This is a genomic window from Streptomyces sp. AN091965, assembly GCF_022698285.1.
Taxonomy (GTDB): Bacteria; Actinomycetota; Actinomycetes; order Streptomycetales; family Streptomycetaceae; genus Streptomyces.
The window spans coordinates 1,224,094-1,245,959 of record NZ_JALDMY010000001.1; the positions used below are offsets into that span (position 1 = coordinate 1,224,094).

Genomic DNA, 21,866 nt, shown 5'->3' on the forward strand with positions numbered 1-21,866 from the left:
TCCGCGCCGGATCAGGCACGATCGCCGCCGCCCAGTGCCATGCGCACGAGGCCGTCCAGTTCCATCTCCCTGATCGCGGCGGGGTCGTCCGCCGGGTCCGCTCCCCCGCCGTCCGCCCCGCTCGGGGCCTGGGCCTCGGATTCCGTGAGGCGCAGCAGCGCGTCCAGGAGCCCGGCCTCGCGCAGCCGTGCCACGGGGACGGCCGCGAGGCGGCGTTGGAGCTCCCGGTCGCCGTCCGGGTGCCGGGGGACGGCGGCCGCGGTGGCCGGGGCGAGGCGCGCGGTCACGTACGCGGCCGCGGCGGCCGGGGTGGGGTGGTCGAAGACGAGGGTCGCGGGCAGGCGCAGGCCGGTCGCCGCGTTGAGGCGGTTGCGCAGGTCGACGGCTGTCAGGGAGTCGAATCCGAGGTCCTTGAAGGCCTGGTCCGGGTCGATGGCGTCGGGGCCGCCGTGCCCGAGGACGTCGGCGACGCGGGCCCGCACCAGCCGCTCGATCCGCTCCCGGCGCTCCTCGGCGCCCAGGGCGGCCAACTGCTCGCGCAGCGATGCCACTTGGGCGGCGTCGGCGCGCGCGGCCGTGGGCCGGGCGGCGCGGACGAGGCCGCGCAGGAGCGGGGGCACGGTGCCGCTCGCGGCGCCCGCCCGCAGCCGGGCGGTGTCGAGGCGCACGGGCACGAGCAGGGCGTCGGCGCGGCGCAGCGCCGTATCGAACAGGGCGAGCCCCTGGGCGTCGGAGAGCGCGGCGACCCCGCCGCGGGTCATCCGCCGCAGCCCGGTGGCGTCCAGCGTGCCCGTCATGTCACCGGCCTGCTCCCACAGGCCCCAGGCGAGGGACTGGGCGGGCAGCCCGTCGGCGCGGCGGCGCTGGGCCAGGGCGTCCAGGTAGCCGTTGGCGGCGGCGTAGTTGGCCTGGCCCGCGTTGCCGATGATGCCCGCGGCGGACGAGAAGAGGACGAACGCGGACAGCGGCAGGCCGCGGGTCGCCTCGTGCAGGGCGAGGGCGCCGTCGACCTTGGGCCGCAGGACGCGGTCCAGGCGCTCGGGCGTGAGGGAGGCGACGACCCCGTCGTCGAGGACGCCCGCGGCGTGCACGACCGCGGTGAGCGGACGCGCGGCGCCCGCGCCCGCGACGAGCCGCGCCACGGCGTCCGGCTCCGCGACGTCGCAGGCCGCGAACTCCGCCTCCGCGCCCAGGGCCCGGAGGTCGGCCAGGAGTGCCTCGGCACCGGCCGTGGCGGCGCCGCGCCGCCCGGCCAGGAGCAGATGGCGCACCCCGTGCCGGGCCACCAGGTGCCGGGCCACGAGCCCGCCGAGGGCCCCGCCCGCGCCGGTGATCAGGACGGTGCCGTCGGGGTCGAGCGGCACGGGGGCTTCGTCGGCGCTGTCCGGCGCCTCCACCCGGGCGAGCCGGGCGACGCGCATCTCTGCTCCGCGCAGCGCGAGTTGGGGCTCGCCCAGGTCCAGGGCGCCGGGCAGCGCGGCGAGCAGCGCGGCGTGGTCCGGCGCGTCGGCGAGGACGAAGCGGTCGGGGTGCTCGGACTGGGCCGAGCGCACCAGGCCGCGCAGGGCGGCGGCCGCCGGGTCGCTCACCCCGTCGTCCGGCCCGGCGCACACGGCCCCGCGGGTGAGGAACACCAGGCGGGCGTCGGCGAACCGGTCGTCGGCGAGCCAGTCCTGGAGGAGGGTGAGGGTGTCGCGTAGGAGGGTGCGGACGGCCGTCGCGTCGTCACCGGCGGCTTCGGCGCGGGGCACGAGGACCACGTAGGGCACGGGTGCGCCCCGGTCGACGGCCGCGGCGAGGTCCGCGAGGCCCGGGTAGGTGTCGGGCAGCGGCACGCCGGGGCCGAGCGCGGCCCAGCGGGCGGGCGGCACGGGACCCGCGGGCGCCGGGACGGGCACGGGGGTCCACTCCAGGCGGTAGAGGGAGTCGTGCGCCGCCGGTGCGGTGGCGCCGCGCAGGGCGTCGACGTCGACGGGGCGCACGGCGAGGCCGGTGACCGTGACCACCGGGCGGCCGGAGGGGTCGCTCGCGGTGAGGGACACCGAGCCGTCGCCGCCCTGGGTCAGGCGCACCCGTAGCTCGGTGGCGCCGGAGGCGTGCAGGGTGACGCCGGTCCACGCGAAGGGCAGCCGCGCGGTGCCCGGTTCGAGGTCGGGCCCGCTCCCGGTGCCGGGGGCGAGCCACAGGCCCTGGAGCGCGGCGTCGAGCAGGGCGGGGTGGATGCCGAAGGCGGCGGCCGCCGGGTGCTGTTCCTGGCCGAGGGACACCTCGGTGAACAGGTCGCCGCCGCGCCGCCAGGCGGTGCGCAGGCCCTGGAAGGCCGGGCCGTATCCGTACCCGGACGCGGCGAAGCGCGCGTACAGGTCGCCGACGTCGACCGGCTCGGCACCGGCCGGGGGCCAGTCGCCTTCGGTCACCGGCGCTTCCTGCCCGGCCGCTTCGGCCAGGGCTCCGGTGGCGTGCGCCGTCCACGGGGCGTCGGTGGCGTCCTCCGGCCGGGAGTGCACGTCCAGGGTCCGGCGGCCGTTGGCGTCCGGGGCGCCCACCCGCACCTGGATCCGGACACCACCGGACGCGGGAAGCACCAGCGGCGCCTGGAGGGTGAGTTCCTCCACGACGGGGCACCCGGCCTCGTCGCCCGCGCGCACCGCGAGGTCGACGAACGCGGCGCCGGGCAGCAGGACGACGCCGGACACGGCGTGGTCGGCGAGCCAGGGGTGGCTGCGCACCGAGATGCGGCCGCTCAGCAGGACCTCACCGGTCCCGGCGAGTTCGGCGGCCGCTGTGAGCAGCGGGTGCCCGGTGCTGCCGAGGCCCGCGGCGGTGACGTCGCCGTCGGCCCCCGGTCCGGGCACCGCCCAGTACGCCTGGTGCTGGAAGGCGTACGTGGGCAGGTCGACGCGGCGGGCGCCGGTGCCCGCGAAGAGCGGCGACCAGTCGACGGGGACGCCGTGGGCCCAGGCCTCGCCGAGGGAGAGCAGCAGGCGTTCGGTGCCGCCCTCGCCGCGCCGCAGCGTCCCGAGCACGGCGGCGTCGGCACCGGCCGACTCCAGGGTCTCCTCGACCGCAGGAATGAGCACCGGGTGCGGGCTGACCTCGATGTACGTGCGGTGCCCCGCGGCCGCGAGCGCACGCACCGCGGACTCGAAGCCCACCGTGCGGCGGAGGTTGGCGTACCAGTAGCGGGCGTCCATCCGGGAGGTGTCCAGCCACTCGTCCGTCACCGTGGAGTACAGCGGGACGTCGGCGGCGGTGGGTTCGATGTCCTTGAGCGCGTTGAGGAGTTCGACTTCGAGGCGGTCCATGTGGGCGCAGTGGGAGGCGTACGTGACGTCGACGCGCCGGGCCCGTACGCCGTCAGCCGCGCAGGCTTCCAGGAGTGCGTCCAGGGCGTCGGCGTCGCCCGAGACCACCACGGCCGACGGGCCGTTGACGGCCGCGACCGAGAGGCGCCCGGGCCAGGCGGCGATCCGGTCGGCGGCTTGCCGCGCGGGCAGCGCGAGCGAGACCATGCCGCCGTGCCCGGCGAGCCTGGCGATCGCGCGGCTGCGCAGGGCGACCACCTTCGCCCCGTCCTCCAGGGACAGGGCGCCGGCCACCACGGCGGCGGCGATCTCGCCCTGGGAGTGTCCGACGACGGCGTCGGGGACCACGCCGTAGGCGCGCCACAGCCGGGCCAGCGACACCATCACGGCGAACAGGACGGGCTGGACCACGTCGACGCGGTCCAGGCCGGTGCCGTCGCGCACCACGTCGAGCAGGGACCAGTCGACGTGCGGGGCGAGCGCGGCCGCGCAGGCGTGCAGGGCCTCGGCGAACTCCGGCGCCTCGTCGAGGAGTTGCCGGGCCATTCCGGTCCACTGGGAGCCCTGCCCCGGGAACATCAGGACGGTGCGTCCGTCGGTGTCCGCGAGGCCGCTCACGGCGGGGGCCGCGCCCTTGGCCCACTCCCGCAGGGCGGGCAGGAGCCGGTCGTGGCCGCCGACGAGGACGGCGCGGTGCGGGAAGGGCGTGCGGCCGGTGAGGGACAGGGCGACGTCCACCGGGGCGGGCGGGCGCGCAGCCGTGTCCGTTTCGGTGTCCGCTTCCGTGCCCGATTCCGTGCCCGTCAGGTGCTGGAGGAGGCGTCCGGCCTGGTCGCGCAGGGCGTCGGCGGACCTGGCCGACAGGACCCAGGGCAGGGCGGGGGCGGTGCGGGTGCGCTCGGGCTCCGGCGCGGCGGGCTCCGGGGCCTGTTCCAGGACGACGTGGGCGTTGGTGCCGCTGAGCCCGAAGGAGGAGACGCCCGCGCGGCGGGGCCTGCCCGTGTCGGGCCACTCCTCGGCCTCGGTGACGAGCTCCACGTCACCCGCGCTCCAGTCCACGTGGGTGGTGGGCTTCTCGGCGTGGAGGGTGGCGGGGACGGTGGCGTGGCGCAGGGCCAGGACCGTCTTCATGACGCCCGCGACACCTGAAAGGGCTTGGGTGTGACCGATGTTGGACTTCAGGGAGCCGACGAGGAGGGGGCGTCCCTCGGGCCGGTCCTGGCCGTAGGTGGCAAGGAGCGCCTGGGCCTCGATGGGGTCGCCCAGGGTGGTGCCGGTGCCGTGCGCCTCCACCACGTCGACGTCCGCGCCGGAGAGTCCCGCGTCGGCGAGCGCGGCGCGGATCACGCGCTGCTGGCTCGGCCCGTTGGGGGCGGAGAGGCCGTTGCTCGCGCCGTCCTGGTTGACGGCGGAGCCGCGCAGGACGGCGAGGACGGGGTGGCCGCCCCGGCGGGCGTCACTGAGGCGTTCGACGAGGAGCACTCCGGCGCCCTCGCTCATGCCCATGCCGTCGGCGGTGTCCCCGAACGCCTTGCAGCGGCCGTCGGCGGCGAGGCCGCGCTGCCGCGAGAAGCTGACGAGGGCGCCGGGCGTCGCCATCACGGCGACTCCGCCGACCAGGGCGAGCGAGCAGTCGCCCGCGCGCAGCGCCCGGGCGGCCAGGTGCAGTGCGACCAGCGAGGAGGAGCAGGCGGTGTCGACGGTGACGGCGGGCCCCTCCAGGCCCAGGGTGTAGGCGACGCGGCCGGAGACCACGCTGGGCGCGCTGCCGGTGAGGAGGTGGCCCTCGCCCTCCGTGGAGCGGGCCACGGCGGAGGCGTAGTCGCTGTAGTTGACGCCGGTGAAGACGCCGGTGCGGCTGCCGCGCAGGGCCTGCGGGTCCAGGCCCGCGCGCTCCAGGGCCTCCCAGGAGGTCTCCAGGAGGAGGCGCTGCTGCGGGTCCATGGCGAGGGCCTCGCGCGGTGAGATGCCGAAGAACGCCGGGTCGAAGTCGGCCGCGTCGTGCAGGAATCCGCCGTGCCGGGTGGTGACGGTGCCCGGGTTCTCCGGGTCGGGGTCGTAGAGCGCGTCGAGGTCCCAGCCACGTCCGGTGGGAAATCCGCTGACGGCGTCGCCGCGGTCGGCCAGGAGCCGCCACAGCGCGTCGGGCGTGGTGATGCCGCCGGGCAGGCGGCAGCCCATGGAGACGACGGCGAGGGGCTCGTCGGCGGCCGCACGGGCGGGCTCCGGGGTCTCCCGTTCCGCCTCCTCCACGCCGAGCAGGCGGGCCTTCAGATGGTCGGCGAGGGCGGTGGCCGAGGGGTGGTCGAAGACGAGGGTCGACGGCAGGCGCAGGCCGGTCGCCCGGGTGAGGCGGTTGCGGAGTTCGACCGCGGTCAGGGACGCGAAGCCGAGCTCCTGGAAGGCCCTGCCGGGCGGCACGGCTTCGGCGGAGTCGTGGCCGAGCACGGCGGCGGCGTGCTCGCGGACGAGGCCGAGGAGCAGCCGGGACCGCTCGGCGGGCCGCCGGAGCGCGGCGAGGCGGCCGCGCAGCTCGGCGGCGGCCGGGGCCCGGTCGTCGCCGTCCTGCCCCGCCAGGGCGCGGCGGGCCTCGGCGACGCCCGCCAGGAGCGGGCTGGGGCGGCCGGAGGTGAACACCGGGGCGAACTGCTCCCAGTCGACGTCGGCGACGGTCACGAGCGTCTCGTCGTCGTCTAGGATCCGCTGGAGGGCGGCGAGGGCCCGCTCGGCGTCGATCCGGGGCAGCCCGTGCTCTTCGAGGTTGAACAGATCGGCGTCCGCGTCGTCGGCGGGCGGCGCCCACGGGTTCTCGGCCCGCCAGATGCCCCAGTCGACGGTGGTCGCGGTCAGGCCGCGACCGCGCCGGTGCTGGGCGAGGGCGTCGAGGTGGGCGTTGGCCGCGGAGTACGCGCCGTGGTCGCCGCTGCCCCACACGCCCGCGATGGACGAGAAGAGGACGAACGCGTCGAGCTCGCGGTCGAGGAGCGCGTCGAGGTGGGCGGCGCCCGCGGCCTTGGCGGCGACGACCCGCTCGTACGCCTCGACGGGGATGGTGTCCAGCGGGGCGAGCGCGATGTACGCGGCGGCGTGCACGACGGCGGTGACGGGGGTGCCCTCGGCGTCGAGGCCGGCGAGGAGCCGCTCGACCTGGGCGCGGTCGGCCAGGTCGCAGCCGGGCATCGTGACCGTCGTACCGAACTCGGCGAGCTCGGCGGTGAGTTCGGCGGCTCCGGGGACGTCGGCGCCGCGCCGTCCGGGCAGGACGAGGCGGTCGGCTCCGGCGCGCGCGAGCCAGCGGGCGAGGTGGGGGCCGAGGGCGCCGGTGCCGCCGGTGAGCAGGACCGTGCCGCGGGGCCGCCAGGTGCGGCCGGGGCGGGCCGTGGGGCGGGGCGCGCGGACCAGGCGCCGGGCGTGGAGGCCGCCCGCGCGCACGGCGAGCTGGTCCTCGCCGCCGACGCCGCCGAGCGCGGCGCACAGCCGTTCTCCGGCGCGGGCGTCGAGCGCCTCGGGCAGGTCGATCAAACCGCCCCAGCGGCGCGGGTGTTCGAGCGCGGCGACCATGCCGGTGCCCCACACCTGTGCTTGCGCGGGCGCGGTGACCGGGTCGCCCGTCCCCGTGGAGACGGCTCCTCGGGTGGCGCACCACAGCGGTGCTTCGGTCCCGAGGTCCCCGAGCGCCTGGACGAGCGCGAGGGTGAGGGCGGTGCCGGTGGGGAGCCCCGGGTGGCGGGGGTGCGGCCGGTCGTCGAGCCCGAGCAGGGAGAGGACTCCGGCGAGGGGGCGTCCGTCGGCGGCGGCGGTGAGGGCGGCGGCGAGCCGGACGCGGTCGCTGCCCTCCTCGCCGGTCGCGGTGAGCTCGGCCGTGCGGACCTCCGCCCCGTGGGCGCGCAGGGCGCGTACCGTGCCGTCCTCCTCGTGCCCCTCGGGGGTCAGGACCAGCCACGTCCCGTCGAGCGCGGGGGCCGCCGGGTCGGGGACGGGCTGCCAGTCGACGCGGTAGTGCCAGTCGTCGTACGGGTCCTCGGTGGTGCGGCGGTCGGCGTCGGCGGAGGGCGCGGCGGGCGTGAGCCAGTGGCGGCGCTGCTGGAAGGGGTAGGTGGGCAGGTCGACGCGCCGGGCGCCGCGGCCCTCGTACACGCGGGGCCAGTCCACGGGGACGCCGCGGACCCACAGTTCGGTCGCGGAGGTGAGGGCGCGGCACAGGCCGCCCTCGTCGCGGCGGAGGGTGCCGGTGACGACGGGGGCGACGGCGCCCGCGTCCTCGGCGGTGTCCTGGACGGACCCGGTGAGGACCGGGTGCGGGGACACTTCGAGGAACACGCCGTGGCCCTGCTCGGCGAGGGCGCGGACCGCGGGGGCGAAGCGCACGGCCTCGCGGAGGTTGCGGTACCAGTACGCGGCGTCCATCGTCGTGGTGTCCAGCCACTCCCCCGTGACGGTGGAGAAGAGGGGGACGTGCGCGGCGGCCGGGGTGATCCCGGCGAGGGCCGTCAGGACCTCGTCCTGGACGCGCTCCACGTGGGCCGAGTGCGAGGCGTAGTCGACGGGGATCGTGCGGGCGCTGACGGCGCGCTCCGCGCAGCGGGCCGTCAGCTCGGCGAGGGCGGCCGCGTCGCCGGAGACCACGACGGCGGCGGGCCCGTTGAGGGCGGCGACGGACAGGCGTCCGGCCCACGGGGCGATCAGTTCGTCGGCCCGCTCGCGCGGTACGGCGAGGGAGACCATGCCGCCGTCGCCCGCGAGCGCGGCGATGGCGCGGCTGCGCAGGGCGACGACCTTCGCCCCGTCCTCCAGGGACAGGGCGCCGGCGACCACGGCCGCCGCGATCTCGCCCTGCGAATGGCCCACCACGGCGTCCGGCACGACGCCCCAGGAGCGCCAGAGCGCGGCCAGGGACACCATCGTGGCGAACAGCGCGGGCTGGACGACGTCGACCCGGTCGAGCGGCGCCGCACCCGGCGCGGCGCGGACGACGTCCCGCAGCGACCAGTCCACGTGCGGGGCGAGCGCGTCCTCGCAGGCGGCCATGGACCGCGCGAACTCAGGTGCGGCGTCGAGGAGTTCGCGGCCCATGCCGGGCCATTGGGAGCCCTGCCCGGGGAAGACCAGGGCGATCCGGCCGGGCGCGGGCTCGGCGGCGCCGGTGACGGCGACCGCGGCGTTCTCCGGGTCCCGGGCCACCTCCGTGAGGAGGGAGAGGAGCTCGTCGCGGTCGCCGGCCGTCACGGCGGCCCGGTGTACGAAGCCGGTGCGCGTGGTGGCGAGCGCGTGGCCGATGTCGACGGGACGGGCCTGCGGGTCGGCGGCGACCCGCGCCTTGAGGCGTACGGCCTGGTCGCGCAGGGCGGCGGCGGTGCGCCCCGAGAGCAGGCACGGGACGGCGGGGGGAGTCTCGCTCGCCGGCCGCGGCTGGGGGTCCTGTTCCTGGGGCCCGGGGGCCTGTTCCAGGATGACGTGGGCGTTGGTGCCGCTCATGCCGAAGGACGAGACGCCCGCGCGCCGCGGTCGGTCCGTGGCGGGCCACTGCCGGGCCTCGGTCAGGAGGGCGACGGAGCCCGCGGACCAGTCCGCGTGCGGTGTCGGCTCGGTGATGTGCAGGGAGCGGGGCAGCAGGCCGTGGCGCAGGGCCAGGACCGTCTTGATGACGCCCGCGACTCCGGCGGCGGCCTGGGTGTGGCCGATGTTGGACTTGAGCGAGCCGAGCCACAGCGGCCGTTCGGCGGGGCGTCCCCGGCCGTAGGTGGCGAGCAGCGCGTCGGCCTCGATGGGGTCGCCGAGGGTGGTGCCGGTGCCGTGGGCCTCCACGGCGTCGACGTCGGCGGAGGACAGGCCCGCGTCGGCGAGCGCGGCCTGGATGACGCGCTGCTGGGAGGGTCCGTTGGGGGCGGTGAGGCCGTTGCTGGCTCCGTCCTGGTTGACGGCGGAGCCGCGCAGGACGGCGAGGACGGGGTGGCCGTTGCGGCGGGCGTCGGACAGGCGCTCCAGGAGGAGCATGCCGACGCCCTCGCCCCAGCCGGTGCCGTCGGCGGCGGCGGAGAACGGCTTGCACCGCCCGTCCCGGGACATGGCGCCCTGGCGGCTGAACTCGGTGAACACGGAGGGCCGCGACATCACCGTCACGCCGCCGGTCAGGGCGAGCGAGCACTCGTCGGCGCGCAGGGCCCGGGCCGCCTGGTGCAGGGCGACGAGCGACGCGGAGCAGGCGGTGTCGACGGTGACGGCGGGCCCCTCCAGGCCGAGCGCGTAGGCGACGCGCCCCGACATGACGCTCATCGAGTTGCCAGTCATCAAGAAGCCCCGCACGGTGTCGGGTGCGCCCGTGCCCAGCTGGGCGTAGCCCTGGTCGATGGCGGCGGCGAACACTCCGGTGCGGCTGGCGCGCAGGGACGCCGGGTCGATGCCCGCGCGTTCGACGGCCTCCCAGGCGGCCTGGAGCAGCAGCCGCTGCTGCGGGTCCATGGCCACGGCCTCGTGCGGGGACACGGCGAAGAACTCGGCGTCGAAGTCGGCGGCGCCGTCGACGAACGCGCCCCGGCAGGGCACGCCGTCCGCCGTGAGCAGCGCGGTGTCCCAGCCGCGGTCGCCGGGCACGGTCGTCACGGTGTCGCGGCCGGCGACGAGGAGGTCCCACAGCTCCTCGGGGGTGCGGACGCCGCCGGGGAAGCGGCAGCTCATCGAGACGACGGCGATCGGCTCGTGGCTCCTGGCCTCGGCCTCGCGCAGCCGTCGGCGGGTGTCGCGCAGGTCGATGGTGACGCGGTTGAGGTAGTCGCGCAGCTTCTGCTCGTTCTGCGGGCCCTGGACGGGACTCACGAGATGCCCAGCTCCTTGTCGATCAGGTCGAAGATCTCTTCGTTGGTGGCGGACTCGATGGCGTCGGCCGCGTCCGGTCCGTCCCGCTCCGTGCCGTCGGCCGCGGCCCCTTCGAGGCGGGCGAGGGCGCCGCGCAGCCGCCGGGCGAGGTCCGTGCGCCGCCGGTCGCCGTCGGGCCCGGCGGCGGCCAGTTCGCCGACGAGGGCGTCCAGGCGGTCGAGCTCGGCCGTCCCCGGAGGACCGGCCGCGCCGCCGGTGTCGGCGAGGAGCCGTTCGGCGAGGTAGCGGGCGAGCGCGTCGGGCGTGGGGTGGTCGAAGACGAGCGCGGCGGGCAGCCGCGTCCCGGTGCCGGAGGCCAGCCGGTTGCGGAGCTCGACACCGGTGAGGGAGTCGAAGCCCAGGTCCTTGAACGGCCGCTCCCCGCCGATCAGTTCGGTGGAGGCGTGGCCGAGCACCGCGGCGGCGTGGCCGCGCACCAGGTCCAGCAGGGCGCGGTGCGCCTCGGCGGGGGCCAGGTCCGCCAGCTGCCCGGCGAGCGAGGGCCCGGTGGGTGCGGCGGCCGCGCGCGGGGCGGGGGCGCGCCGGGCGGTCGGCAGGAGTCCGCTGAGCAGCGGCGGCAGCGGGGAGCCGGTGGCGGTGGCCGCGCGCAGGGCCGCGGTGTCGACGGCGGCGGCCAGGACGTGCGGCTGTGCCGCGGTGAGGGCGGCGTCGAAGAGGGCGAGCGCCGCGTCGGTGGTGAGGGCCCCGACGCCGCCGCGCGCCATCTTGCGCACGTCGGCGTCGCTGAGGTGCGCGGTCAGGGCGCTGCGCTCCCGCCACATGCCCCAGGCGACGGACACGGCGGGCAGGCCCTCGGCGCGACGGGCGGCGGCCAGCGCGTCGAGGGCGGCGTTGGCGGCGGCGTAGTTGGCCTGTCCCGCGCCGCCGAGCAGCGCGGCTCCGGACGAGAACAGCACGAAGGCGGCCAGGTCGTGGTCGCGGGTCAGCTCGTGCAGGGCGAGCGCGGCGTCCGCCTTGGGCGCGAGGACGCGGTCGAGCCGCTCGGGGGCGAGCGCGGCGACGGTGGCGTCGTCGAGGACTCCGGCGGCGTGGACGACCCCGGTCAGGGGGTGGGCGTCGGGGACCTCCGCGAGGAGCCCGGCCAGGGCGGTGCGGTCGCTCACGTCACAGGCGGCGACGGTCACCTCGGCGCCCGCGTCGGTGAGGTCGCGCACCAGGCGCTCGGCGCCGTGGGCGTTCATGCCGGTGCGCCCCGTCAGGAGCAGATGGCGGACGCCGTGCGCGGTGGCCAGGTGGCGGGCCACGAGCCCGCCGAGCGTGCCGGTGCCGCCGGTGATCAGGACGGTGCCGTCGGGGTCGAGGGGCGCGGGCAGGGTCAGGACGTTCTTGCCGATGTGCCGGGCCTTGCTCAGGTGCCGGAAGGCCTGCGGGGCCTGCCGCAGGTCCCAGCAGGTGACGGGCAGCGGCGTGAGGACGCCCCGCTCGAACAGGGCCAGGACCTCGGCGAGCATGGCACCCACCCGTTCCGCGCCCGCCTCCATCAGGTCGAAGGCCCGGTAGCGCACGCCGGGGTGGTCGCGGGCCACCTCGTCGGGGTCGCGCACGTCGGTCTTGCCCATCTCCACGAAGTGTCCGCCGCGCGGCAGGAGCCGCAGGGAGGCGTCCACGAACTCCCTTGCCAGACAGTCCAGTACGACGTCCACGCCGCGGCCGCCGGTGGCGTCGAGGAGCCGCTCGGCGAAGTCCAGGGTGCGCGTGGAGGCGATGTGCCCGTCGTCCAGGCCGGAGGCGCGCAGCACGTCCCACTTGGCCGGGCTCGCCGTGCCGTACACCTCGGCCCCGGCGTGCCGGGCGAGCTGCACGGCGGCCATGCCGACGCCGCCCGCCGCCGCGTGCACCAGGACCGACTGGCCGGCGCGCAGGCCGCCCAGGTCGAACAGGCCGTAGTACGCGGTGAGGAAGACGATCGGCACCGCGGCGGCCTGCGCGAAGGTCCAGCCCGCGGGGATGCGGGCGAGGGTGCGCCGGTCGGCGACCGCCGTGGGCCCGAAGGCCCCGCCGAAGACGCCGAGGACGCGGTCGCCGGGCGCGAGGTCGTCGACGCCCGGGCCCACTTCCAGGACGACGCCCGCGCCCTCGCTGCCGAGCACCGCCTGGTCGGGGTCGAGCCCGAGCGACACCACCACGTCGTGGAAGTTCAGGCCCGCGGCCCGTACGGCGATGCGGACCTGGCCCGCGCCGAGGGGCGCGAGCGCGGCCGGGGCGGGGACGGCCGCGAGTCCGTCGACCGCGCCGTCCCCGGCGAGCCCGACCGTCCAGGCCGACTCGTCGCCCGCGGGCGGCACGAGGGTGTCCCGGCCCGGCCCCGCGGTGAGGCGCGGCACGAGCGCTTCGCCGTGCCGCACGGCCGTCTGGGGCTCGCCCCCGGCGAGCACGGTGGGCAGGGCGGCACGGGACTCCGGCAGGGCGTCGAGGTCCACGAGCACGAAGCGGCCGGGGTGCTCGGTCTGCGCGGTCCGCAGCAGCCCCCACACCCCGGACTGGGCCAGGGCGGCCGCGCGGTCGCCGGGCGCGGTGCGCACCGCGCCCCGGGTGACGACGGCGAGCGTGGCGTCGGCGAATCGCTCGTCGGCCAGCCACTCCTGCACCAGTGCGAGGCCGTGGGCGGTGGCGGCGTGCAGCGACGCGACCTCGTCCCCGGGGTCTTCGGCGCCGTCGGGCCACGGGCAGTCCGCGACGACCACGGCGGGCACCGCGGCGTCCGGCTCCGCGCGCAGGTCCTCCAGGCGGGCCCAGCTCCCCTCCCCCAACGTGATGTCGGCGTCGGGCGCGGGCACCCACTCCACGCGGTGCAGCCCGTCCCGGTCCTGGCCCGCCTGCCGCAGCCCGCCCGCGGCCAGGGGACGCAGCGCGAGCGAACCGGCCGACAGGACCTCCTGCCCCGCGAGGTCGTACACGGCGAGGCCGACGGCGTCCGGCCCGTCGGCGGTGAGCCGCACCCGGACGGCCGTGGCCCCCGCGTCGTGTGCGGTGACGTCACTCCAGCTGAACGGGAGGCGCGCGGTGTCGTCGCGGCCCGGCAGCAGCGCGGCCGTCTGGAGGGCGGCGTCGAGCAGCGCCGGATGCACGGCGTACGCGGGCGCGTCGGCGTGCTGCCTTTCGTCCAGGACGAGTTCGGCGCACACCTCGCCGTCCCGCGCCCAGGCGGCGCGGATGCCCTGGAACGTGGGCCCGTACGCGTACCCGGCGGCGGCGAACCGCTCGTACAGGCCCTCGACGTCCACGGCCTCGGCGCCGGGCGGCGGCCAGGCGATGAGCGCGGGCCCCGCGGGCCGCGCGGCGGGGGTGACGGTGCCGGAGGCATGGGGCGTCCACGACGGCTGCCTGCCCTCGGCTTCGCGCTCGGCCCGGGAGAAGAGGTCGAGCGCGCGCCGCCCGTCCGCGTCGGGTGCGCCGAGCCGCACCTGTACGAGGACGGCGCCCTCCTCCGGGAGCACGAGCGGTGCGCCCAGCGTGAGTTCGTCCACCGTGGCGCAATCGGCCTCGGCGGCAGCGCGCAGGGCGAGCTCCAGCAAGGCGGTGCCGGGCAGCAGGGCGACGCCCTGGACGGTGTGTTCGGCGAGCCACGGGTGCGTACGCCGTGAAAGCCGTCCGGTGCACAGGAGTTCACCCGTGTCGGCGACCTCCACAGCGGCACCGAGCAGCGGGTGCCCCGTCGTCCCCAGGCCCGCCGACGCGACGTCCCAGCTCGTCGTCGGAACGTCCAGCCAGAGACGGCGCTCCTGGAAGGGGTAGGTGGGCAGCTCGACGCGGGTGGCACCGGTCCCCTCGAACAGCGGCGCCCAGTCCACGGAAAGGCCGTGGACATGAGCCTGCCCGAGCGCCAGGAGCATGCGCTCCAGACCACCCTGGTCCCGGCGCAAGGTGCCCAGCACCACAGCCGTACTTTCGGCCGACTCCAAGGTCGCCTCGACCGCCACCGTCAGGACCGGGTGCGGACTGACCTCCACGAACGCACCAAAGCCCTCACCTGCGAGGGCACGGATCGCGGGCTCGAACGCCACCGTGCGGCGCAGGTTGGTGTACCAGTACCCGGCATCCATCACCGAGGTGTCCAGCCACTCACCCGTCACCGTGGAAAACAGCGGCACCTCTGACGAGGACGGCGAGATCCCCTCCAGCGCCTCCAGGAGCTCGGCCTCGATGCGCTCCACATGGGCCGAATGAGAGGCGTAGTCCACATCGATACGACGCGCCCGAACACCCTCGGCCCCACAGCCCTCCACCAGCTCATCCAGGGCATCGGTGTCACCGGACACCACCACCGCCGAAGGGCCGTTGACCGCCGCCACCGACAACCGCCCACCCCACCCAGCGAGGCGCTCCTCCACCTCGGCCGAAGACAGGGCCAGCGACACCATCCCACCGCTCCCCGCAAGCCGCACGATCGCACGGCTGCGCAACGCCACCACCCGCGCCCCGTCCTCCAAAGACAGCCCACCAGCCACCACCGCCGCAGCGATCTCCCCCTGCGAATGCCCCACCACCGCATCCGCCACCACACCAAACACCCGCCACCACCGCGCCAACGACACCATCACCGCAAACAACACCGGCTGCACCACATCCACCCGCTCAAACCCCACACCCGAACGCACCACCTCCACCAACGACCACTCCACATAAGGCCCCAACGCCGCCTCACACTCCCCCATCAACCCCGCAAACACAGACGACTCATCCAGCAACTCACGCGCCATCCCCACCCACTGCGCCCCCTGCCCCGGAAACACAAACACCGTCCCCCCAGACACCGACACCCCACCCGCCACCACACACGACGACGGCTCACCCACCACCAACGCCCGCAACCCCACGAGCAGTTGGTCACGACCGCCAGCCACCACGGCGCGGTGCTCGTGGAGTGCCCGGGTCCCGACCAGCGACAGCGCGACGTCCGAGATCCGTACGTCCTCCTTGCCGCACACCTCAAGCAACCGCTCCGCCTGCGCCCGCAAGGCCTGCGGTGACCGCGCCGACACCACCCACGGCACCGGCCCACCCACCTCGGAAGCCCCGGCCGCCTCGGACTCCTGCGGCACCTCCTCCACGATCACGTGCGCGTTCGTCCCGCTCACGCCGAACGACGAGACACCTGCTCGTCGCGGCCCGCCCCCGGTCTCCCAGGCCCGCGCCTCGGTGAGCAGCCGTACGTCGCCGGTCGACCAGTCGACCTGCGGGGTGGGTTCGTCGACGTGGAGGGTCCGGGGCAGCAGGCCGTGGCGCATCGCCAGAACCATCTTCATGACACCGGCGACACCGGCCGCCGCGGAGGTGTGGCCGATGTTGGACTTGAGGGAGCCCAGCCACAACGGCCGCTCCTCCAGACGCTCTTGACCGTACGCCGCCAGCAACGCCTGCGCCTCGATCGGATCACCCAAGCGCGTACCCGTGCCATGGGCCTCCACCGCGTCCACGTCCTTCGCCGACAACCCCGCATCCGCGAGCGCCGCACGGATCACCCGCTGCTGCGACGGACCGTTCGGAGCCGTCAGACCATTGCTCGCACCGTCCTGGTTCACCGCACTGCCCCGCACCACCGCGAGCACCGGATGACCGTGGCGACGAGCATCCGACAAACGCTCCAGGACGAGCATTCCGGCGCCTTCGCCGAAGCTGGTGCCGTCCGCGGCCGCCGCGAAGGACTTGCAGCGGCCGTCGGCGGCGAGGCCTCCCTGGCGGCTGAACTCCACGAAGAGTTCGGGGCTCGACATCACGGTGACGCCGCCCGCGACGGCGAGCGCGCACTCGCCGCGCCGCAGCGACTGCACCGCGGTGTGCAGGGCCACCAGGGAGGAGGAGCAGGCCGTGTCGATGGTGAGGGCCGGGCCTTCGAGGCCGAAGGCGTAGGCGATGCGGCCGGAGACGACGCTGCCGGAGTTGCCGGTGCCGAGGAAGCCCTCGACGTCCTCGGGGATGTGCGGCAGGAGCCGTACGGCGTAGTCCTGCTGCATCAGGCCGACGAAGACGCCCGTGGGGGTTCCGCGCAGCGCGGCCGGGTCGATGCCCGCCCGTTCGAAGGCCTCCCAGGTGATGGTGAGCAGCAGGCGCTGCTGCGGGTCCATGGCGATGGCCTCGCGGGGCGAGATCCCGAAGAAGTCGGCGTCGAAGTCCCCGGCGCCGGTGAGGAACCCGCCTTCCCGCACGTACGAGGTGCCGGTGTGGCCGGGGTCGGGGTCGTAGAGGGCGTCGAGGTCCCAGCCCCGGTCCGTGGGGAAGTCACCGATGCCGTCGGTGCCGGAGGCGACGAGGCGCCACAGGTCCTCCGGGGTGCGGACGGCGCCGGGGAAGCGGCAGCCCATCGCGACGACGGCGACCGGCTCGTCCGCGGCGGACACCACCGGCACGGGTGCGGTCGCCCCGGTGGCCGTCCCGGCCAGTTCGTCCCGCAGGAGCCCGGCGAGGGCTTCCGGGGACGGGTGGTCGAAGACCAGCGTGGCGGGCAGGCGGAGCCCGGTGGCGGCGCCCAGGCGGTTGCGGAGCTCGACGGAGGCGAGGGAGTCGAAGCCGAGGTCGCGGAAGGCCCGTGCGGGGGCCACCGCGCTGCCGGAGGTGTGCCCGAGGACCGCGGCGGCCTGCGCGCACACCAATTGGACGAGGGTGCGCCGCTGTTCGGCCTCCGGCAGCGCGGCGAGGCGTTCGGCCAGGGAGGTGCCCGTGTCCGCGGTGAGGGCGGCGGCCGCGGCTCTGCGCACGGGGACGCGTACCAGGGCGCGCAGGAGCGGCGGCACCGGTTCGCCCTCCGCGGCCCGGGCCCGCAGGGCGCGGCGGTCGAGCCGGAGCGGGACGAGCGCGGGCGCGTCGACGGTGAGGGCCGCGTCGAAGAGGGCGAGGCCCTGTTCGGTGGTGAGCGCGGGCATGCCGGAGCGGGCGAGGCGGCGCACGTCGGCGTCGTCGAGGTGGCCGGTGAGGGCGGAGCGCTGTTCCCACAGGGTCCAGGCGAGGGACCGCGCGGGCAGGCCGCGGGCGTGGCGCCACTGGGCGAGGGCGTCGACGTAGGCGTTGGCGGCGGCGTAGTTGCCCTGTCCGGGGCCGCCGAAGGTGCCCGCCGCCGAGGAGAAGAGGACGAAGGCCTTCAGGTCGAGGTCCTGGGTGAGCTCGTGGAGGTGGAGCGCGGCGTCGGCCTTGGGGCGCAGGACCGTGTCGATGCGGTCGGGCGTGAGGGAGGTGACGACGCCGTCGTCGAGGGCGCCCGCCGCGTGCACCACGGCCGTCAGGGGGTGGTCGGCGGGAACGCCGTCGAGGAGGGCGGCGAGCGCGGCGCGGTCGGCGGCGTCGCAGGCGGCGACGGTGACCTGGGCGCCGAGCGCGGCGAGTTCCGTGACGGCCTCGGCGGCGCCCGGCGCGTCCGGTCCGGAGCGGCCCGCGAGCAGGAGGTGGCGCACGCCGTGGTGGGTCACGAGGTGGCGGGCCACGCGGGAGCCGAGCAGGCCGGTGCCGCCGGTGACCAGGACGGTGCCGTCCGGGTCGAGGGCGACCGGCGCCGGGGCGTCGGCGGGGACCTTGCCGAGGCGCGGGGCGAGGAGGGTGTCGCCGCGCAGGGCGAGCTGCGGCTCGTCGGCGGCGAGGGCCGCGACCACGGCTTCCGTGCCCGCCCCGGCGTCCAGGTCCAGCAGGACGAAGCGGCCGGGGTGTTCGGACTGGGCGGAGCGCAGCAGGCCCCACACGGCGGCGCGGGCCGGGTCGGCGGGGCTCTCGCCGGGGGCGGCGGCGACCGCGCCCCGGGTGACGACGGCGAGGCGGGTGCCGGCGAGGCGCTCGTCGGCGAGCCAGGTCTGGAGGGCTTCCAGGGTCCGGTGGAGGGCGTGGCGTGCCGCGCCCGTGTCGGCGCTGCCCGTTCCGCCCTCGCCGTGGGGCAGTTCCGCGAGCAGGACCGTGCCGGGGGCGGGGGCGCCCGCGTCGAGGGCGGCGAGGAACGCGGGCAGGTCGGGGTGTGCGTGCGGCAGGCCGAAGGAATGCGGGCCGACGGCCACGGGGGCGGTGTCCGTCCCGGCCCGCGGGCGGGCGAGGGGGGTCCACTCCACGCGGAACAGCGCGTCGTGGTGGGTTCGGCCCGCGCCGGGCGCGGCCGCGGCCGGGCGCAGGGTCAGGCACTCCACGGCGGCCAGGGGGCGGCCTGCGGCGTCGGTGACGTCGAGGGCGAGGGTGTCGGTGCCGGTCGCGGTCAGGCGCATGCGCAGCGCGGTGGCGCCCGAGGCGTGCAGGGCGGCACCGGACCAGGCGAACGGCATCCGGCCGCCGTCGGCCGCGTCGGCGGTGAGCCCGGTGGCGTGCAGGGCGGCGTCGAGCAGCGCCGGGTGCAGGGCGAACCGCGCGGCGTCCTGGCGGAGTCCGGCCGGGAGTTCGGCCTCGGCGTACAGGTCGTCGCCGAGCCGCCACGCCGCCGTGAGGCCCTGGAAGGCGGGGCCGTAGGCGAAGCCGCCCTCGGCGTAGCGGGCGTACATGCCGTCGAGGTCGAGGGGGGTGGCGCCGGGCGGGGGCCAGGCCGTGGGTGCGGCGGGGGCCGGGGCGGGGGTGCGCGGGGCGAGGACGCCGGTGGCGTGGCGGGTCCACTCCTCGTCCGTGTCGGGGTCGTCGGGCCTGGCGTGCAGGGCGAGGGTGCGGGTGCCGTCGGGGGCGGGCGCGCCGACGGAGAGGCGCAGCACGACGCCGCCGTCCTGGGGCAGTGTCAGGGGCGCTTCGAGGGTGAGGTCGTCGACGCGGGGGCAGCCGGTGTGGTCGCCCGCGAGGACGGCGAGTTCCAGGAAGGCGGTGCCGGGCAGCAGGGCGCTGCCCTGGACGGCGTGGTCGGCGAGCCAGGGGTGGGTGCGCAGCGAGAGCCTGCCGGTGAGCAGCAGTCCTTCGGTGTCGGCCAGGGCGACGACGGCGCCGAGCAGCGGGTGCCCGGAGGGGGTGAGCCCGACCGAGACGGGGTCGCCCGCGGGCGACCCGGAGTCCTCCAGCCAGTAGCGCTCCCGCTGGAAGGCGTAGGTGGGCAGGTCGACGCGGTGCGGGCGCTGCCCGGCGAGGGCCGCGTCCCAGTCGACGGGCACGCCCCGTACGTGCAGTTCCGTGAGCGCGGTGAGCAGCCGCCGCGGGCCGCCGTCGTCGCGGCGCAGCGTGCCGAGGGCCAGCGCGTCGGTGCCGGTGGCGTCGGCGGTGTCCTGGAGAGCGGCGGTGAGCACGGGGTGCGCGCTGACCTCGACGAGGACGCGGTGTCCGTCGGTGAACAGGGCGCGCGCGGCCTCGTCGAAGCGCACGGTGCGGCGCAGGTTCTCGTACCAGTAGGAGGCGTCGAGGCGTGCGGTGTCCAGGAGGCCGCCGGTGACGGTCGAGTAGAAGGGGACGTCGGCGGTGCGGGGCGTGATGCCCGCGAGCGCGTCCGTCAACTCAACCTGGATCTCCTCGACATGGGGGCCGTGCGAGGCGTAGTCGACGGGGATGGGGCGGGCCCTTACGCCGTCGGCTTCGAGGGCGGCGAGGAGTGCGGCGAGGGCCTCGGGGTCGCCGGAGACGGCGACGGAGGAGGGGCCGTTCACGGCGGCGACGGCGATCCGCCCGCCCCAGGGCGCGATGCGCTCGCGGACCCGGTCGGCGGGGAGCGACACCGACGCCATGCCGCCGCGTCCGGCGAGGGCCCGCAGCGCCTTGGCGCGTACGGCGACGACCTGCGCGGCGTCGGCGAGGGTGAGCGCCCCGGCCACGCACGCGGCGGCCATCTCGCCCTGGCTGTGCCCGACGACGGCGGCGGGCTCGACGCCGTGGGCGCGCCACACCTCGGCGAGGGAGACCATCACCGCGAACAGGGCGGGCTGGACGACGTCCACGCGGTCGAGGGAGGGTGCGTCGGGGGCTTCGCGCAGGACGTCGAGGAGCGACCAGTCGGTGTGCGGGGCCAGGGCTTCGGCGCACTCGGCCAGGCGGGCGGCGAACACCGGTGAGGCGTCGAGGAGTTCGCGGGCCATGCCGGGCCACTGGGTGCCCTGGCCGGGAAAGACGAAGGCGACGGCCTCGCCGGTGCGGGCCGTGCCGCGCGTGCAGCCCGGGGGCAGCGGGTCCGTGTCGCGGGCGAGCGCGTCCAGGGCGTCGAGCAGCGTCTGCCGGTCGTCGGCGACGAGTGCGGCGCGCTGTTCGTGGGCGGCGCGGCCGGTCGCCAGGGTGTGGGCGACGTCCGCCGGGTGCAGCGCGGGGTGCCGCGTCAGATGGGCGTGGAGCGCGGCGGCCTGGGCGCGCAGGGCCTGCGGGTCGCGTGCGGAGACCAGCCAGGGCACGGGTCCGGTGCGGTCCCTGTCGGCGGTGGGCTCCTCGGTGGGCTCGGCCTGTTCGAGGACGACGTGGCCGTTGGTGCCGCTGACGCCGAAGGAGGAGACGGCGGCGCGGCGCGGGCGCCCCGTGCCGGGCCACGGCGTGGCCTCGGTGACGAGCCGCAGGGTCCCCGGCGACCAGTCGACCTGGGGGGTGAGGGCGCCGCCGTGCAGGGACGGCGGCACCTCGCCGTGGCGCATGGCGAGGATCATCTTGATGACGCCGCCGACTCCGGCGGCGGCCTGGGTGTGGCCGATGTTGGACTTCAGCGAGCCGAGCAGCAGCGGCTGTTCGGCGGTGTGCTCGCGCCCGTACGTGGCGAGCAGGGCCTGGGCCTCGATGGGATCGCCGAGCGGGGTGCCGGTGCCGTGGGCCTCGACGACGTCGACGTCGGCCGGGGCGAGCCGGGCGTTCGCGAGGGCCTGGCGGATGACGCGCTGCTGGGAGGGGCCGTTGGGGGCGGTGAGGCGACTGCTGGCGCCGTCCTGGTTGACGGCGGAGCCGCGGACCAGGGCGAGCACGGGGTGGCCGCCCCGGCGCGCGTCGGAAAGGCGCTCCAGGAGGAGCATGCCGACGCCCTCGCCCCAGCCGGTGCCGTCGGCGGCGGCCGCGAAGGACTTGCAGCGCCCGTCCGCCGCGAGGCCGTTCTGCCGGCTCATCTCGACGAACGGCACCGGCGTGGACATCACCATGGCCCCGCCCGCGAGGGCGAGCGCGCAGTCGCCCTGGCGGAGCGCCTGGCAGGCCAGGTGGAGGGCGACGAGCGAGGAGGAGCAGGCGGTGTCGACGGAGACGGCGGGGCCTTCGAGGCCGAAGGTGTAGGCGATGCGGCCGGAGGCGACGCTGTCGGAGCTGCCGTTGCCCAGGTAACCCTGGACGTCGTCGGGCACCTGGCGCAGGCGCACCGCGTAGTCCTGGTACATCACTCCGGCGAAGACGCCGGTGCGGCTGCCGCGCAGGGCGTGCGGGTCGATGCCGGCGCGCTCGAAGGTCTCCCAGGTGGTCTCCAGGAGGAGGCGCTGCTGCGGGTCCATGGCGAGGGCCTCGCGCGGAGATATCCCGAAGAAGCCGGGGTCGAACGCGGCCGCGTCGTCGAGGAAGCCGCCCTCGGCGCTGTACGTGCTGCCGGGCCTCTCCCCCGTCGGGTCGTGCAGGGCGGCCAGGTCCCAGCCTCGGTCGGCGGGGAAGGGCGTGATCGCGTCGGTGCCCGTGGACACGAGCCGCCACAGGTCCTCGGGGGTGCGGACGCCGCCGGGGAAGCGGCAGCCCATCGCGACGACGGCGATCGGTTCCCGGTCCCTCGCCTCGGCCTCGCCGAGGCGCTGCTTGGTCCGGTGCAGGTCGGCGGCCACCCGCTTGAGATAGTCGCGCAGCTTGTCGTCATTCACCGTGCATCGTCACCTT

General features: G+C 76.7%; 2 protein-coding genes. Both read right to left on the bottom strand.

The features are described 5' to 3' along the window. Window positions 1-11: 11 nt before the first annotated feature. Window positions 12-10,118, bottom strand: a complete 10,107-nt coding sequence (locus MQV74_RS04770; RefSeq protein ID WP_242714757.1) for an SDR family NAD(P)-dependent oxidoreductase — start codon at window positions 10,116-10,118, stop codon at window positions 12-14. Then, on the bottom strand, window positions 10,115-21,850 hold the full coding sequence (locus tag MQV74_RS04775; RefSeq protein WP_242714758.1) for a type I polyketide synthase: 11,736 nt from the start codon (window positions 21,848-21,850) through the stop codon (window positions 10,115-10,117). Before MQV74_RS04775 ends, MQV74_RS04770 begins: the two co-directional genes overlap by 4 nt. Between the last annotated feature and the right edge of the window lie 16 nt (window positions 21,851-21,866).